The 16,162-nt window shown below is 50.6% G+C and carries 13 protein-coding genes; 11 read left to right on the forward strand and 2 right to left on the reverse strand.

What is annotated here, in order from left to right:
- Positions 1-52 precede the first annotated feature (52 nt).
- From cfbB to MTHE_RS06145, 3 genes are all read left to right on the forward strand, one after another.
- A complete protein-coding gene (cfbB, locus tag MTHE_RS06135) occupies positions 53-1,447 on the forward strand; it encodes a Ni-sirohydrochlorin a,c-diamide synthase (RefSeq protein ID WP_011696354.1) in 1,395 nt (464 codons plus the stop codon).
- A 99-nt stretch (positions 1,448-1,546) separates the two neighbouring features.
- On the forward strand, positions 1,547-2,566 hold the full coding sequence (locus MTHE_RS06140) for a deoxyhypusine synthase (protein ID WP_011696355.1): 1,020 nt from the start codon (positions 1,547-1,549) through the stop codon (positions 2,564-2,566).
- A 353-nt stretch (positions 2,567-2,919) separates the two neighbouring features.
- The gene (locus MTHE_RS06145; RefSeq protein WP_011696356.1) at positions 2,920-3,660 is read left to right on the forward strand and encodes a sugar phosphate nucleotidyltransferase; all 741 of its coding nucleotides are present in this window, start codon (positions 2,920-2,922) and stop codon (positions 3,658-3,660) included.
- A 5-nt stretch (positions 3,661-3,665) separates the two neighbouring features.
- Here MTHE_RS06145 and MTHE_RS06150 read toward each other — a convergent pair whose 3' ends face one another.
- Complete coding sequence (locus tag MTHE_RS06150; protein WP_011696357.1) at positions 3,666-3,905, reverse strand: glycosyltransferase; 240 nt, start codon at positions 3,903-3,905, stop codon at positions 3,666-3,668.
- A gap of 249 nt (positions 3,906-4,154) precedes the next feature.
- Here MTHE_RS06150 and MTHE_RS06155 point away from each other — a divergent pair, with 249 nt between their 5' ends.
- From MTHE_RS06155 to MTHE_RS06180, 6 genes are all read left to right on the forward strand, one after another.
- Positions 4,155-6,152 (forward strand): hypothetical protein, encoded by a 1,998-nt coding sequence (locus tag MTHE_RS06155; protein ID WP_175265865.1) that lies wholly within the window; start codon positions 4,155-4,157, stop codon positions 6,150-6,152.
- A 471-nt stretch (positions 6,153-6,623) separates the two neighbouring features.
- Positions 6,624-7,493, forward strand: a complete 870-nt coding sequence (locus tag MTHE_RS06160) for an IS5-like element ISMth3 family transposase (RefSeq protein ID WP_011695394.1) — start codon at positions 6,624-6,626, stop codon at positions 7,491-7,493.
- 106 nt (positions 7,494-7,599) lie between these two features.
- Positions 7,600-8,652, forward strand: a complete 1,053-nt coding sequence (locus MTHE_RS06165; RefSeq protein WP_232840833.1) for an ABC transporter substrate-binding protein — start codon at positions 7,600-7,602, stop codon at positions 8,650-8,652.
- A gap of 99 nt (positions 8,653-8,751) precedes the next feature.
- Positions 8,752-9,861, forward strand: coding sequence for a FecCD family ABC transporter permease (locus MTHE_RS06170; protein WP_011696360.1), 1,110 nt, complete (start codon positions 8,752-8,754; stop codon positions 9,859-9,861).
- Between the two features lie 19 nt (positions 9,862-9,880).
- A complete protein-coding gene (locus MTHE_RS06175) occupies positions 9,881-10,864 on the forward strand; it encodes an alpha/beta hydrolase family protein (protein WP_232840834.1) in 984 nt (327 codons plus the stop codon).
- A gap of 320 nt (positions 10,865-11,184) precedes the next feature.
- Complete coding sequence (locus MTHE_RS06180; protein WP_175265866.1) at positions 11,185-11,685, forward strand: hypothetical protein; 501 nt, start codon at positions 11,185-11,187, stop codon at positions 11,683-11,685.
- 316 nt (positions 11,686-12,001) lie between these two features.
- On the opposite strand, the gene MTHE_RS06185 is transcribed toward MTHE_RS06180, so the two are convergent.
- A complete protein-coding gene (locus MTHE_RS06185; protein WP_011696362.1) occupies positions 12,002-13,606 on the reverse strand; it encodes an IS1634-like element ISMth2 family transposase in 1,605 nt (534 codons plus the stop codon).
- A 314-nt stretch (positions 13,607-13,920) separates the two neighbouring features.
- Here MTHE_RS06185 and MTHE_RS06190 point away from each other — a divergent pair, with 314 nt between their 5' ends.
- Together MTHE_RS06190 and MTHE_RS06195 are read left to right on the forward strand one after the other, a co-directional pair.
- Positions 13,921-14,340 carry a transposase gene (locus MTHE_RS06190; protein WP_175265867.1) on the forward strand — a complete coding sequence of 140 codons (420 nt, stop codon included), beginning with the start codon at positions 13,921-13,923 and terminating at the stop codon, positions 14,338-14,340.
- A 444-nt stretch (positions 14,341-14,784) separates the two neighbouring features.
- Positions 14,785-16,056 (forward strand): acyl-CoA thioester hydrolase/BAAT C-terminal domain-containing protein, encoded by a 1,272-nt coding sequence (locus MTHE_RS06195; RefSeq protein WP_011696363.1) that lies wholly within the window; start codon positions 14,785-14,787, stop codon positions 16,054-16,056.
- The last annotated feature ends 106 nt before the right edge of the window (positions 16,057-16,162 follow it).

Consider the following 16,162-nt stretch of genomic DNA (forward strand, 5'->3'; position numbering starts at 1 on the left):
CCGCCCTTTGGGAGGAGCTAATACCCTTCCGATCTTTCGTGGAGGTAAGAGCATGCACATTCCGAGGATCGTAATTGCCGGGGACAGAAGCTCCAGCGGCAAGACCACGATAGTGGCAGGGCTGCTTTCAGCACTTGTTCGGATGAACTTGAATGTCCAGGCCTTCAAGGTAGCCATGGACTACATAGATCCGAGCTACCACACATGGATCACGGGGAGGTTCTGCAGGAACCTCGACGGTTACCTGATGAGCGAGAGCAGGGTGCTAGAGATATTCAACCATGCATCCAGAGATGCTGATATCGCCGTGATCGAGGGGGTTCGCGGCCTCTACGAAGGATACGAGGGGGATGCTGGTTCAACAGCGCAGATCGCGAAGATGCTCCGCGCGCCTGTGATACTGGTCGTGGATGCGAGATCGATAACGAGAAGTGCAGCCGCGCTTGTGAGGGGATACATGGATTACGACAGGGATGTTCAGATCAGAGGAGTCATACTCAACAAGCTCGGCGGGGAGAGGCATGCAGACAAAGCGACGAGGGAGATCGAGCGTTATGCCGGGGTTCCTGTCGTGGGTGCGATACAGAGGAACGATGAGATGCACCTCGCGATGCGCCATCTCGGCCTGGTCCCTGTGACAGAGGGAAGGCTGAGACATCATGGATTTGCTGAGAGAGTCTCCAGGATACGAGAGATCGTCGAGCTGAGTCTTGACATAAATAGATTGATTGAGATAGCAAAAGAGGCTGAGGATCTCAGGGAAGTTGAGCCAGATCTGTACATGAGAAACGATCGCGGTCTCGGCCTCAGGGTGGGCGTTGCGCAGGATGAGGCGTTCAACTTTTATTACAGAGACAACCTCGAGCTGATCGAGCTTGCGGGCGCTGAGGTCGTGCCCTTCAGCCCGATCCACGACTCCAGGATCCCGGAGGTGGACGGCCTGTACGTAGGCGGCGGATACCCGGAGCTGTATGCAGAGGATCTCTCTAGGAACAGCTCGATGATGAGCTCCATCCGCGATGCCCAAACGGATGGCATGCCTCTGTACGCGGAGTGCGGAGGCCTTATGTACATGTGCCGGGAGCTGGAGTGGCCTCACGATGGCGAGGAATCGCGGTATCAGATGGTGGGGGTGGTGCCGGCGCTCGCACGACGGGGCCGGAGGAGGATCGTGAGCTACGTGAACGGCGCCTTCGTCACCGACACATCCATCGGGAGGAGCGGTGATGGGTTCATGGGTCATGAGTTTCATCACTCCGAGCTCGTGGTCGATGGCGATGTGAGGTACGCCATAAAGCTAAACCGCGGCACCGGAATATCCAACGGCCTGGACGGAATAGTAGACGGGAGGATGATCGCAAGCTACTCGCATCTCCATTCCGCATCATACAGGGGCTTCCCGGACGTGTTCTTGGATGCGTGCCGTGAGTACAGATACGAGACCTGAAGCTCCTAGGTGGCCCCTGCCATCTCTCCGTGCCCTCCTCTAGTTCCATCTCGAGGGGGAGACAACCTTTAAAAACGTTAAGCTACCTCCCCTTGTTCCATGAGCTATCCCGAGTCAGAAATGCGGCAGAGAACGACGATTCCTATGGTCGACAGAAGCATAGGAGAGCTCGTCTCTGATATGGCCCGGATGGGGTTTCAGGCAGGGCAGCTTGGCCAGTCCCTGCGCGTCTGGGAGAACATGCTGAGCAGGGATGTGACGGTATTTCTGGGACTGGCAGGCGCCATGGTCCCCGCGGGGCTCCAGGAGATGATCGCGTATCTGATATCCAGAAGATACGTGGACTGTCTGGTGAGCACAGGCGCGAACCTCTTCCACGATCTATGTGAAGGACTCGGCATAATGCACTACAGGGGGAGTTCGTGCGCAGATGATGCTCACCTGAACGAATGCAAGATCGACAGGATCTTCGATGTATTCGTATCTGAGGTCGAGCTGCACAGGGCGGACAAGTACATCTCAGATCTTGTAATGAGCCTCAGGACCGACATCATGTATTCGTCCAGAGAGATAATGGAGCTCCTCGGAAGAGAGCTGCCGGAGACCACGATCCTGGGAGCTGCGTACCGTGCTGGAGTGCCGATATTTGTGCCGGCGCTGTCTGACAGCTCCATAGGGATAGGGATGGTCATCGCCTGGCGCAACGGTCACAGGGTTATCGTGGACCAGATCAGGGATGTGGATGAGATAACGCAGATATCGGAGAAGTCGGCGGAGACCGGAGTGGTGTTCATCGGCGGCGGCGTGCCGAAGAACTTCATACAGCAGACGAAGGTCATATCTGAGCTCATGGGAACATACCGGGGAGGTCACTCGTATGCTATACAGTACACCACGGACACGCCGCATTTTGGGGGGCTCTCGGGATGCACATTCAGCGAGGCCGTATCGTGGGGGAAGGTTGATAAAGAGGCGAGGATGGCACAGGTGTTCTCGGATGCCACGATCACCGTGCCACTTGTGGTCCATGCGCTGAGGGAGCGCGTGAAGAAAAGATACTCTGTGCCCAGGTTCACCTGGAATGGATCCGAACTCGAGCTCGTCTATGAGCAGGTCTAGTTGAGAGCGCATCGAACCTCTCCTCGGCGATCCACCTCACAGAACCACCTGGGTGCAGTGGCGTTCTTCATGGAGGGGGAGCGGGCCTCCACCCAGTAAGACTTATATTTTGTCAGTAATATTTTCTCTTCATAACACTCAGACCCGACAAGACGCAACGCTACGGAGAAACGGTTTGCTATGGAATATTATTAATATTGAGGAGATGAGAGCTGCTGGTGATCAGAGCGATAAAGAGATGCCCTAGAGTCTATGAGGAGAACGTGCAGTGAGCATCAGATGATCAAGAGGAGAGCAGATGGGGGTGTTGAAGGAGCTCGTCCTCAGCTGATCCTGTGGATGGAGAGAGGAGGATGGTGAAACTTGGAGTCATACCTGCGGCAGGCTCCGGCACGCGCCTCGGGCCGTTCACGAATGCGATACCGAAGGAGCTTCTGCCGGTGGGAGAAAAGGCTGTCATAGAGCATGTCGTTGAAGCGATGAGGCTTTCTGGAATAGAGGATATAGCGATAGTATGCAGCCCGCACAAGCACGGGCTCTGCGATTACCTGGGATCAGGCAGGCGGTTCGGCGTGAATCTCGTCTATGTCATGCAGGACGAGCGAAGGGGGTTAGGGGACGCGGTTCTCGCTGCTGAGAACGTCATCGACGAGAGCTTTGCGGTCGTGCTCGGCGATAACTTCTTCCACCCGAAATCGTTTCTGAGCGAGCTGATCTCATATCATCTTGAGAGAAGGGCGGATGCAACTCTGGGCGTCGCGGAGGTCGAGGACGTCACGAGACACGGCATCATCAAGCCTGAGGGCGACAGTATCGTCGACATCGTGGAGAAGCCATCGCCCGAGATGGCGTTCAGCAATCTCGGAGCCATCGGGATGTACGTATTCTCCCCCGATATCTTCGATGCGATACGGGAGACGGAGCCGGGGTACAGGGGTGAGATCCAGCTCACGGACGCCGTGAAGGTCATGATCGATCGTGGGAGGAGTATCTTATACAGAAAGATCGATGGGATCCACATCGATGTCGGAACTCCAAAAGATCTGATGAGGGCGAACGAGTGGTATCTGAGAAACGTCATGGATCGCTGCTGATTCGTTCATCCGAGACCCATCGCCTCCATCATTCTTTTGTTTATGATCCGCACATCGAACCGCTCCTCAGCGATTCGACGGCTCGCCGCGCCCATTCGCCCGATCAGCTCAGGCTCAAGAACGAAACGCTCCATCGTCTCAGCGAGCGCTCCGACGTCCCGCGGCGGCACCAGGAATCCATTTTCCCCGTCGATCACGGTCTCGCGGCAGCCAGGAGCGTCTGTCGTGATCACCGGCCGGGCCATCAATGAATGATCTCCGTGCCCGAGAAACCGCTGAGAGGATGTGTTTGGGCACGTGTTGTTTTCAAGGTTTTCAGCTGAAAAAGTACCGTACATTCCGAATTTATCATAGTTCAGAGAAAGGTGAAAAACCCGGATACCGCGTGCCTATTTGAGATACTGATCAAAAGTTCTAAATACAAATATGATGCAAATTATTGATCAAGTTTCTGTGTCATAGATCCGGACAACACAAGTACGGAGGCGCTACCCATGTCCGATGGTTTGGGAAAAATAAGGCTCCTGCTCCTGACTCTCACAGGGGCATTGCTGATTTTGTTAATGATCTCCTCATCGATGGCGATCCAGGTGAGCTACAGCTCCAGTGGAGGAAGCGGCTTCGCCTCAGCCTCTAGCTCATACGATCTGGACTCCTCCACCAGCCTCCAGGAGTCGGTAACAATGGGCGGTGGCATCTCGAAGACCATGACGTCCGCGGGAGCAGGGAGGAACCGGATGGAGCAGACGATAAGCGGCTCCGGTGAGACCGGCAGCTTCTCAGCTGAGAGCAGAGTTGAGAGCGTCGGCGCCATGAGCATCGGCTCCTCGTCTCTCTCATCAGGCGGTTCAGGGGCACTTTCCCAGTCAGTATCATGTCTCGGAGATGCTCAGGTTCAGGTCCAGGCCCAGCAGGGGAGTTCAGAATCGCTTGAGCGGGCTGTTGTGAGCGCTGGATACCTCTCTGCATCACAGAGCGTGGCTGCAGCTGATGAGATCACATCAGGCCAGGCTGTTGCGGGCATGGGAAACTATGTTGGCGCAGTGTCAGAGGGGCAGACAGGTAGCGCAGGATCTGTCCAGATGGCATCTGTTCTGTACGGATCTATGAGTGCAGAGCTTGGCACAACAACCGCCGGCTGTGGGGTGAGCAGCTCGCAGAGCACACTGATCGAGGGGGCGGCTGGCAGCATCTCCTCCAGCTCGATGTCTGATAGCACGCACATGACCGTCGCAGGTGACTTCCTGGGCACCGGCAGCATCGAGGCAGATCTCTCCACAGGATCGGATGCTGCGGTCAGAGGTTCCATCTCCGTGGACGGCGCTGAGTGGATGAGCGGATCGGATATGGAACGCGTCCACCAGGAGGGCGGCGGGCTTGCGGTGCATGGTCTGCGCGCACTGGATGATGGTGTGGGCACATTCGGCGTGGCTGCGGAGAGCGGCTCTCTCGGCGAGAATGTGGCAACCCTCATGCAGGGCGGATCTGACTCGTCCTACGCTCTCATCGGCTGGCGGTGGAACACGCGGGATCCGAGGATCCAGCTCTACCTCAAGAACGACGACCAGCTCGCTGGCGAGGGTCTCACAGCCGCGCAGGCGCAGGCAGCCATCGCTGCTGCTGCGAACACGTGGGATGATGCGGTCGGCCAGAACCTCTTCGCTGACGGGACGCCGGTGATCATCTCCAGCTCCGTCAACACCGACAACCCATGGGACGGGGTGAATGTGCACGCCTGGAAGTACCTCAAAGATGCGCCATCTGCCCTCGCATACTCCAGGACGAGGTATGGCAATCCGGTGGTGGACGGGTACTACAGCGTGCTGGAGTCAGATGTGAGCTACAACACAAGGTACAGCTGGTCCACGGATGGTGTGAATCACATCGATGTGCAGACTGTGGCCCTGCACGAACTCGGGCACACGATCGGCCTTGGCGACCTGTACACGCTCCCAGAGAGCGACCCGAGACGCTACGACTACGACCAGGTGATGAACGCCTATAACGACATCCAGAGGACGCTCGGGAACGGTGACCGGGCGGGGGCGGTGCAGTTGTATGGCGCTCCAATACCTGTTGCTGCATATGGGGGCCTGTATCGCATGTACGGATATGGTGATCACTTCTACACAACCAGCTACCCAGAGGTCCAGTTCGCAAACTCAATCGGATACAGGTACGAGGGCATAGCAGGATATATTTATCCATCCAACCAGGATGGAACCATACCCCTGTATCGCATGTACGGATATGGTGATCACTTCTACACAACCAGCTACCCAGAGGTCCAGTTCGCAAACTCAATCGGATACAGGTACGAGGGCATAGCAGGATATATTTATCCATCCAACCAGGATGGAACCATACCCCTGTATCGCATGTACGGATATGGTGATCACTTCTACACAACCAACTACCCAGAGGTCCAGTTCGCAAACTCAATCGGATACAGGTACGAGGGCATAGCAGGATATATTTTGCCAGTTGGCTGAGATCTCCCATCACCTCCTGGGTGCTGAAATTCGCTCTCGCTCATATGTGCGTGGCAACTTGTAGGGCATGCGATCTGGTTGGTGATAGCACTCATTCATTCGACACGAACGCATGCCGGGGCCATTGTCTTTCCAGGAAAGTCATTATATGGATAAGAGCGCTGAAATTTACTTTCTATTTACTTTTCGCAGAACCATCCCAAAGGTCTCTGCAGCCTGTTCTTTTGCTATAATATGAAATACAAGCATATATATTCTCCAAAGAATATAACAAGGGAATAAGAATGAGAAATATGAGCTGATGTAGTAATATTTTTCCTTAACTACTTCAAAACCTAATGACAAACAGATGTGTTTGATCTCTTTTGGCGTACACCTATCATAGTAAGCAGGAAATCCTTGACGATTTTTTGCATTTGGAAATGCTGTGTTGGATAACTATTTAAACTAGGAAAATATATAATATATTTCATGGCCTATGAGGATAACCGCAATTGGCGCGAATACAATGAGAAATTGGTTAGGCGAGGATGGTTTTACCTTAGCACTGACTTTGTGAATAATTGGGATGAAGAGCTACTGAAGATGAATAAGAACAAGAATGGCAGACCCTATCGCTATCCTGAGACATTTATTCAATTTTGTGGTTTAGCATACGCCTTTCTTCATTTACCATACAGGCAGCTCGAAGGATTTATTCAGGCGCTAAGCGGATTTGTTCCTGGGCTGTTGGCTGCCGATTATTCGACATTATGGCAGAGGATTACGAATTTGGAGTTGAATATTCCAATACCTGATAACGATTTAGTGGTCGCAGTTGACTCAACAGGAATGAAGGTTACGAATAGAGGCGACTGGATGAGAGAAAGTCATGGTGTTGAACGCAGAGGCTGGATAAAAGTGCATATCGCCGTAGATGTTGAAACAAGGAAGCCCGTAACCTTCGAGATAACCGATGAGACCGTCACTGATCATGAGATGGTAAAACCGCTGCTGGAAGATGTTAAGCTTGAAGATTCACTGATGGATGGAGCTTATGATAAGGAGGGGGTATTCGATTTCATGAAAGAGAAGGGCGTAGATATGCCTGGAATCAAGATCAGGAAGAATGCTATCGTCAAAGCAGGCTCGTCCAGAGCCGAACCAGTTCTTGAGTTTATGAAGTATGGATACCACAGTTGGAAAATTGTGCATGGATATGGAAGAAGGTGGGCGGCTGAAAGTGTATTCTCAGCAATTAAGAGGATATTTGGCGAGACTGTGAGGGCCACTTCGAAGGAAGGCATGATTCGCGAAGTACGCAGGATGTTCACATTTTATACTATAATTTTAAGCGTATAACATTATGACGAAGATTCTTGAAAGAATAAGAGAGAATATATGAATATAAAGCTACTTATCCAACACAGCAAAAAAGTTTGAAGAGGTGTACAAGTTGCTCATCGGATTGAAACAGATAGTCCCCATTTTTTTGACCGCAGTTGTTTTGATCGCACTGGGGACAGGAGCACCTGCGTCGAGTAATGACGAGGTCATAACTGTAGTGGATTCCGCTGGAAGAGAGGTGGTGGTTCCATATCCCGTGAAGTCTGTAGTGGTTCTTTGGAGCAATCCAGCTAAAGAGATGCGAGCTCTGGGGGCGGTGGACAGGATCGTGGGCATGGATCAGTCCACCAAAGATGAGGTGGACAAGGGAACACTTCCCGAGCTTACAAACGTTCCCGTGGTGGGAACTCAGGAGGAGCCGAACTATGAGAAGATCGCTGAGCTGAAACCCGATGTTGTTATATGCCTGTCGGCCGGGTACCCACCAGAGCCTGACGAGGTGCAGAAGAAGCTGGAGCCATTCGGGATAAAGGTTGTGGGGCTGGATTTCTACAGGACTGAGGTATGGTTCGATGAGATAAGTACACTCGGCAGGATGCTTGGAAAGGAGTCTGAGGCCGAGGAGTACATGTCCTTCTTCAGGAGTTATTACGACCTTATCAACCAGACAGTCGCGACGATACCTGACTCAGATCGTAAAACCGTTTATTTCGAGGGCGCCAAGAAATACTTAACCTATGGGGGTGCTGGTTACGGCAGTGGAATACCCAACATGATCCGCGCTGCTGGTGGTAAGGATCTTTATCCGGAAAGGTCTGAGCTGGCATTCGAGGTCGACCCCGAGGATGTTGCCAGAAGGAACCCTGATGTGATATTCAAGGGTACCACCTTGGGCTGGAACGCAGAGAGTGATGAGCAGTTCAAATCCATCCGCGATGAGATAATGAGCCGACCTGAGCTTGCAAACACAAAGGCTGTTAAGAACGGCCAAGTCTATGTTATAAGCTTTGACGTAACAGGAGGTGCTGGCAAGAAGTTCGGGCCAGTCTTCCTGGCGAAGGTGCTCTATCCTGAGAAGTTCCAGGATCTGGATCCGATAGAGTTCTACAGAGAGTATCTGAATAGGTTCCAGGGATTGGAGTACAGAGGTGTGTACCTCTACCCTACCCCCTGATTTTTGGAGATTGTCTTGCAGCTATTCCTCCACTGTTGTAATGTGCCCCAGATGCGACCAGCTGCGAGATTGACACCATGATGGGAGCTGATAAATCGTATGAAACCTCCAGACAGAATCAGGAGTACATCTTTAGCGATAACATCGAAGGCTGACAGAGTTAATGCCAGACAAGCCTACTCAGAGTTTGTTGCAAGGAAGATTCTGTTTATTGCTGTGAGTTTTGCCATTCTGCTGCTTCTTGCGATTTTGTCGGCCTGCACGGGGGGTGCCAAAGAAAGCTGGACCGAGGTTTTTCATTCGATACTATCGAGATGCATCCCTTCCATAGATAGCGACCCCTTCGTGGAATCGATAGTCTGGCATCTCCGGCTTCCCCGTATTCTTATGGGTATAGTGGCAGGATCTGGACTGGGGGTAGCAGGGGCTGTGATGCAGGCGGTGACAAGAAATCCTCTTGTTAGTCCGTTCACAGTGGGGATATCATCTGCTGCAGCCTTCGGTGCCTCGATGGCAATAATGTTTGGGATAGGATATGTGGGCGTCGGAACCTATATTATAATCCTGAGTGCTTTTATATCTGCTCTTGGATGTGGTTTACTGGTATTTTTTATAAGCCGCCTGAAGAGATCTTCCCCAGAGGTCATGGTCCTTGCCGGTATAGCGCTGACGTACTTCTTTGGATCGTTGACAGCGATTCTTCAGTTCTTCGCAAATGAGCAGCAGCTCAATGCCATGGTCAACTGGACATTTGGGACTCTCTCTGGTGCTGACTGGCACAAACTGACAATAATCACTGGAGCGTTTCTCCTGTCGATGCCGGTTTTCATCCGGTTCTCATGGGATCTGAATATAATGTTCTCTGGGGGCGATGAGGCTGCTAAGAGTCTGGGAATAAATGTGGCTCAGGTGAGAAACGTGGCCCTCCTATTATCTTCATTTATCACCGCCGCGATAGTCTGCTTCACGGGGATAATCGGTTTTGTGGGGTTGGTCGCACCACATGTTGGCAGGATGGTTCTGGGGAGTGACCACAGGTTTCTCCTTCCGGCATCATGTGTTGTTGGCTCTATCCTTGTGATCGGGGCTGATATAGTTGGAAGAACGATCCTGGCGCCGGTGATCATACCCATCGGGATTGTCATCTCATTTGTAGGGGTTCCCATGTTTCTCTATCTGATGGTGACAAGAGATAGTGGTTGGGATTAGCATGTCCGGAGAAAAAGTGATGGCTGAAAAGCCTGTTACCTTTCACAGCAGCTGTCTTAGGCTTGCTGGAGTTCTAAGATACCCAGCTGGGATTAAAGATCCTGCACCTGCGGTCCTCATGATCCATGGATCACTTGAGCAGGACAGGGACGGGAATCTCCTAAACAGACCTGACGGAAGGCCAGTATTTAAGAAGAATTTCTTTCTGGAAATATCAAAGAGGCTAGCACGTGAGGGATTTGCAACCTTCTCATGGGACAGAAGGGGTATTGGAGAGAGCGAGCCTCCTGTCTTTGATGGGGGATATCTTCAGGATGCTGAAGATGCGATGGCTGCCTATCGGGCACTTTCCTCCCTCGATCTTGTGGACCCTGAAAGAATCGCGGTTATGGGTCAGAGCGCAGGGGTCTACACAGCAGGTCTACTGGCTAAAAAGGAGAACAGGCCGAAAGCATACATTCTCCAGGGAGGTCTTTACAGAGATTATGCAAAGATGATGATCTTCAACTACCAAAGAGTGGTAGAATACGCTACAAAGAGCCCGGAAAACCTCCGATGGGTTGAGGAGAACGACATACTGGGTCTGGTGATTGGACTGAACCTTCAGTCGCTTATGGAGAGGGCGATGATGGGTGAAGTCGAACACCTCTTCAACTACAAGGGGAAAACGTGGAGGATCCGGCACGACCCGATCTGCTATTTACCTGAATATTCGCCAAAAAACCAGTTTAAATACATACAGAAGCCGGTGCTTGTAATTCATGGAGCTTGCGATCTGAACGTTCCAGTTGAGGATGCCTTCATGATAGAGCAGGATTTAAAGGAGCATGGCAACAAGAACGTGGAACTGGTAATAATCCCTGATGCAGATCACAGCTTCCAGCAGATCGCAGAACCAGCTGAGTTGAGACTCAAAGAGCGAATCTCTCTTGAAAGTTTTCGACGTCCCTATCGTGAGGAGTACTTTCTCGCAGTTGTATCCTTTCTCAAGAGATGGCTTTAAGGCATGCTCCTCGCACCAATTTGCTCTCGCTCTTATGTCTTTGGCAACTTGCGGGTCGTGCAATATGGCTGCTGAACGCACTTATTCATTTACCTGGAATGCATAGCAAGCCCAGTGCTTCTATTAGGCAAGTTAACATATGGATAAGAGCGTGCAAACGCTCTTATGTATTCAGCAACTTGATATGCAGGCCGGTTGCTGAATGCACTCATTCGCTCGTCACGAGCGCATAGCGTGACTGGTGCTTCTTCGGGCAAGTTATCAGATGGATAAGAGCGAAAGCAAAAACTTTTTATGTTTAATTAGCATAGTTATTTATTATGAAATGTAGAACAGTTTTAATGGGTTTGGTTATTTGTCTTTTGTTTGTATCGTCTGCGTATAGCGCAAGCCTTGCCTTCAAGAATATACCACTTAGTTCAGAGATTCTTGCTGTTGGCAACGATGCTGGAAGGGTTAATTATTATACCTCACCGTTCGACCTTCCAAACAGGGTACCTAACACAGATGTTCTCCTTGTGTTAATGGCTTACGAGGTTAATGATGAATATAACTTCTTTACTCTCAATGTACCTAATAGTGAAAGACGTGTAATTAACGATGCCCATTACAGCGTCGCGAGGGGTTCGACATATTATGCAGGAAAGCTTCTTCCTTCTGGAGGTTCTTGGGCAACGCAGATAGTCCCTCTTAGGCAGAGTTTGCTGAGAACCCAGGGCAATATTCTTGGGATACACACGAGGACAGATAGCGGTAGTGCTAGTGGGAATACAGACGACATAAAGGTTACCAGAATTTACCTGATTTATTACGTGACCTGAGATACCAAGTATGGACTGGGATGGATAATATCTGCTATTTTTTTATTTTGCCATACTTTTTGGTGGCCTACTCCTTGCGTGTCATTGGAGCCAATAGATGATTCCTATTTACACGTATCTTCAGCTTAGCACCTGGCTTTGATTGTTTATCTGGCATATTTGGAGCCAAATTCGCTCATGCCCATGTGATAACTTACCTTTAGAGGCAGCAGTCATGCTATGCGCTCCTTGCGAGCGAATGAGCGCATTCAGCAACCGGCCTGCATATCAAGTTGCTGAATACATAAGAGCGTTCGCTTTTATCCCACATTCCGCATTAACGCTCCAGTCCGTAGTATTTTTCGCATTCTGGTCCAAACAGTTTTATTATTTTCAAAGTATTCTCGTTGAGGTTAGCGATTTTCTGGTGTTTCTCGCCGCACAGCCATATGTTGACTTCGGTGACACCGAGGAACATGAACGCGATCCATTTGAGAGTTGGTTTTTGTGTGGGTTTCTTCAGCTGATTTGGTATGGATTGATTTGATTCTTGCAACCTTTTTCTGATCAGCCACTCTGCCACGGAATAGATCATGAGTGAGAGGACCATGATCATGGCGAGAGCTTCGATGCGTTCTTCTTTTTTGAGGTAGACCTCTGCGACTCTGAAGCTTTTGTCTTTGAGGAACCTGAATCCGCGTTCTACCTCTTGCTGTCCTTTATAGTAGCTGAGTAGTGTATCAGGGTCGATATTGAGGTCGTTAGTTGCGATTATAAACCTTCCGAGCCTGGATTTCGTTTTTTCGACTTTTTCCTGGTCGAGTTCGATATCCGCGTCTATAAAATATATTTCGATGAGTTTTTCGCCGTTTTTAGGTCGTCCTCGTTTTTTATCTGCTCGTTTGCAGACCTTTTTGAGAGAGATATGGCTGAACCTGTAGAGCGGATGGTCTCTGGCCCACAGTTCAGTTTCTTTCAGTGCGTCTGCTTCGCATGCGAACTCACGCCGTTTCAGTTTTGCCAGAGACCGTCTTGCTTTTGTCCCGTCCTTTTCAAGATGATTCTCGAACCTCTCTGCCTTGAGATCTCGCATCGGTTCTGACTGGTAAAGGACCCACTTCTGCTGTACTCCGCCGTAATCAGAGGTCGTCGAGAAGCATCTGTACCTGGCGTCGCGACACTCAACCATCTCAACATCGCTGTCAAGAAGCATCTCACACTCCTTTATCGTGGCCGGGACACGTGTTATCCATTTCATCTCCCTGCCGAGCATCCTGATGTTGGGCTCGGTGTAGACTGCACTGTCTGCTATGTAATACGCGCAGTCTTCAAGGTTGAGTCCGGATTTGATCTTTAAAAACGACTCTATGATCGTGTTCCTGTCGGATGCGTTACCTGAATGCGCTTTTGCAAAAAGCGGTATACCGTCCTGGTTCGTCACAAGACTGAGAACAAACTGTTTCAGATCCATCCGGCTGTCCTTCGAATGGCCCAACGTTATCTCAATCGATCTACCGCCATTGAAACCCTCATAGCTGCCATGAACGCTGAAGCTTGTGGTGTCTGCGTGCAACCTCTGGACTCCAAGCTCGAGCTCTCCCATCACCTTCAACGCTATCTCGTTGAAAAGATCCGTAGCACCTTGCTCATAAATCGCATCCAGCGTCCTGCCTATCGCATCATCGTTCAAATCAGATGCGTTAACTCCATCCCCAAGAAGCCTCTCAACAGGCAGCCTCTCGTAGAACTCCGGAAACAGGTACAACCTCTGACCCACAAAACCAAGACCGTTCAGAACCATCGCCTTAACAATCACCGAATGTTCCAGCTTGTGCTGCCTCAACTTCGGCATACGCGAATCTATAACATCCGCTATGCCAAGCCGGTCGAAAACCGCCGCAACTATCCCCAAATGATCCAGCGATCGCGTGTCTGTCTCCATCTAAGCTGCTCCTCAGAACAAAACCCTTGGTGCAGCTTAAAACGTTTGCCACACGCCCCATCCCAGGAAATTGTTTGGAAAATCAACGTTAATGCGAAATGCAGGATAAATGCAAATCGGCAAGCTTTGTTAAAAATCTTACAGACAATGCAAAATTTTTTATTTATAATTTTATAATTTAGAAAATTGCACAATTAATAATTTTATTTTATTACATATGTTTCTTATTAAAAGAATATGCGAAATTTGATGCACATTATGTGATTTTGTTATCCTAGAATTTGAGTATTTTGTAACCAAAAAAATTTTCAATTTTGCATAGCCTTACTGCGAAATGTGGGATACAAGCAATAACCAGGAAAAATGAAACGATATTCCCTGTAGAAACGAGGATAAAATCGGAACTAACAGTGCCTGAGGGATCAGGCTATTTATTTGGTGACGGTGAATATGATTCCAGGAAATTTTTGAATGATGTTGTAGATAAAGGTTACATGCCTGTTATTAAACCGAGAAAAATAAGTGCCGGTGGTTTTGGATCCAGAATCAGAGATCGGATCTTTAATAGAGAAATATACAAACACAGATCAGTTTGTGAAGGATTCTTTGGTGCTTTGACCAATTGGTTTGGAGATAGAATACCATGTTTCCTCGAAGAGACAACTATTACAAGGATACTTCTGAGAGTACTGGCTTATGCATTGAGAATTCTATCAAGATTTAGTATAAAATAAATTTGAATGATAGACACACCCTCAACGCCGGAAGGGTTCTTGTTACCACGGTCAAAAGAGTCCACGTAAAGATGGTCGTTACTGCATTCGCTTATAATCTGTACCAGCTGTGCACGCTGAAAAATGCCGGCATAATTTGAACCTAGCGGAGGCTATCTAAGAATGACGGAAAAAAGAGTGAAATCAAGGTAAAATCAAGCGATTTGAGCAAATTTTGAGCGAAATAGTAATCAAAAATAAGAGCTTAAGCTAAACGTGCATGTAAATAGGAATCCATATATCCTATGAAATTAAAAATATCCAGCCAAGGTGGCGAGAATGAGACGGTCTAAAGGAAGAGCCATTCCACGGTGCTTCATATGTTTGGGCAAGGTCCTTCCCGTGGCAATCCTGACAGGATGCCTGTTTGCTGGTATCCAGGGCTGCGCTGGGCAGGGAGAGGGGATGAGGCTTGAGGTAGAACCACAACAGGTGCTGGTAGGCGATCCCGTCAGCATAAGGGCGAGCGGGCTTGATGCGGGGCAGATTGCCACGCTGCGTGTTTCTGGCCAGGATGTCTTAGGAAACACCTGGTATTCGGAGGCGTCTTTCCGGGCGGACGATGCGGGAACGATAGACACCTCACGTGACGCGCCGGTGGAGGGCTCGTACCACGGGATCGATCAGGCTGGGCTTTTCTGGTCCATGAGTGTCAATCAGACAGGAGAATTTGTTTCTGCGTTCCCGGTGATACACAACCTCACTGTGGGGTTGTATGTTGACGGCCGGGAGGTGGACAGCAGGGTGGTCCAGCGGATCGCCCAGATCGATCTTGAGAGGGAGAATGTGACAGATCCCATCGTGGGTGTTTTCCTGATACCAAAAGAGATCACGGAGCCCACGCCGGCGATCATAGTGCTGGGCGGCTCCGAGGGCGGTTACAAGGAGGGCTGGGCGAGCGTGATCGCCTCCAAGACGCGCATGCCCACGCTGGCGCTCGCCTACTTCGGCGCGCCGGGATTGCCGCAGACCCTTGAGAACATCCCTGTGGAGACAGTGGGAAAGGCCATCGAATGGCTGAATCAGCAGCCTCTGGTTGCCAGAGACCACATCGGAATCGTCGGGGCATCGCGTGGTGGTGAGCTGGCCCTTCTCGCAGCCTCGATATATCCAGAGATCAAAGCTGTGGTGGGGTACACACCGAGCGGAGTCATCTGGTCTGGCATCGGAGAGAACCCGGATGCACCGGCATGGACCTACCAGGGCAGGGCGTTTCCGTATCTGAAGGCGATGATGAGTGAGGAGCAGGGGAGGCAGTTTCTGGAGGCTCAGAAGAACGGCACACCCTATCTGGATGCGCCATCCTTCCTCTACAGCCTTGAGATGCAGCGGTCCCGTATCGATGAGGCCACAATTCCTGTTGAGAACTCCAAAGCAGCCTTTCTGCTCATAGGCAATCCCGGGGACGGGGTCTGGCCCTCTGATATGCTATCCCAGATTTCCATCGATCGACTGAGGGCCCACGATCATCCCCGCCAATACCAGCTCCTCTCCTACGATCAGGGCGGGCACATGCTGATACCCTATCCCTATTATCCAACCACAATGCGCCAGTTCTATCTGCCCACTGTCGATGTATGGGAGGGGCTGGGCGGAACAGCTGAAGGAGCTGCAAGGGCTGCAGAGGACTCGTGGCCCAGGGTGGTGGAGTTCCTGAAGAGGGAGCTCGAGGGATAGCAAGGCACTCCAACCCGGCCTGCCTCTCGCGCCCCATCGCTGTTGCTGAGTGACGATCATCCCCACGACTGGGGCGCAGGAGGATGCAAAGGCTTATCTACTCACT

The organism is Methanothrix thermoacetophila PT (genome assembly GCF_000014945.1).
GTDB lineage: Archaea > Halobacteriota > Methanosarcinia > Methanotrichales > Methanotrichaceae > Methanothrix_B > Methanothrix_B thermoacetophila.

Bases quoted from the DNA above. Each gene is read 5' to 3' on its own strand.
- cfbB (WP_011696354.1), top strand. From the start codon at position 53: ATGCACATTCCGAGGATCGTAATTGCCGGGGACAGAAGCTCCAGCGGC.
- MTHE_RS06140 (WP_011696355.1), top strand. From the start codon at position 1,547: ATGAGCTATCCCGAGTCAGAAATGCGGCAGAGAACGACGATTCCTATG.
- MTHE_RS06145 (WP_011696356.1), top strand. From the start codon at position 2,920: ATGGTGAAACTTGGAGTCATACCTGCGGCAGGCTCCGGCACGCGCCTC.
- MTHE_RS06150 (WP_011696357.1), bottom strand. From the start codon at position 3,905: ATGGCCCGGCCGGTGATCACGACAGACGCTCCTGGCTGCCGCGAGACC.
- MTHE_RS06155 (WP_175265865.1), top strand. From the start codon at position 4,155: ATGTCCGATGGTTTGGGAAAAATAAGGCTCCTGCTCCTGACTCTCACA.
- MTHE_RS06160 (WP_011695394.1), top strand. From the start codon at position 6,624: ATGGCCTATGAGGATAACCGCAATTGGCGCGAATACAATGAGAAATTG.
- MTHE_RS06170 (WP_011696360.1), top strand. From the start codon at position 8,752: ATGAAACCTCCAGACAGAATCAGGAGTACATCTTTAGCGATAACATCG.
- MTHE_RS06175 (WP_232840834.1), top strand. From the start codon at position 9,881: ATGGCTGAAAAGCCTGTTACCTTTCACAGCAGCTGTCTTAGGCTTGCT.
- MTHE_RS06180 (WP_175265866.1), top strand. From the start codon at position 11,185: ATGAAATGTAGAACAGTTTTAATGGGTTTGGTTATTTGTCTTTTGTTT.
- MTHE_RS06185 (WP_011696362.1), bottom strand. From the start codon at position 13,606: ATGGAGACAGACACGCGATCGCTGGATCATTTGGGGATAGTTGCGGCG.
- MTHE_RS06195 (WP_011696363.1), top strand. From the start codon at position 14,785: ATGAGGCTTGAGGTAGAACCACAACAGGTGCTGGTAGGCGATCCCGTC.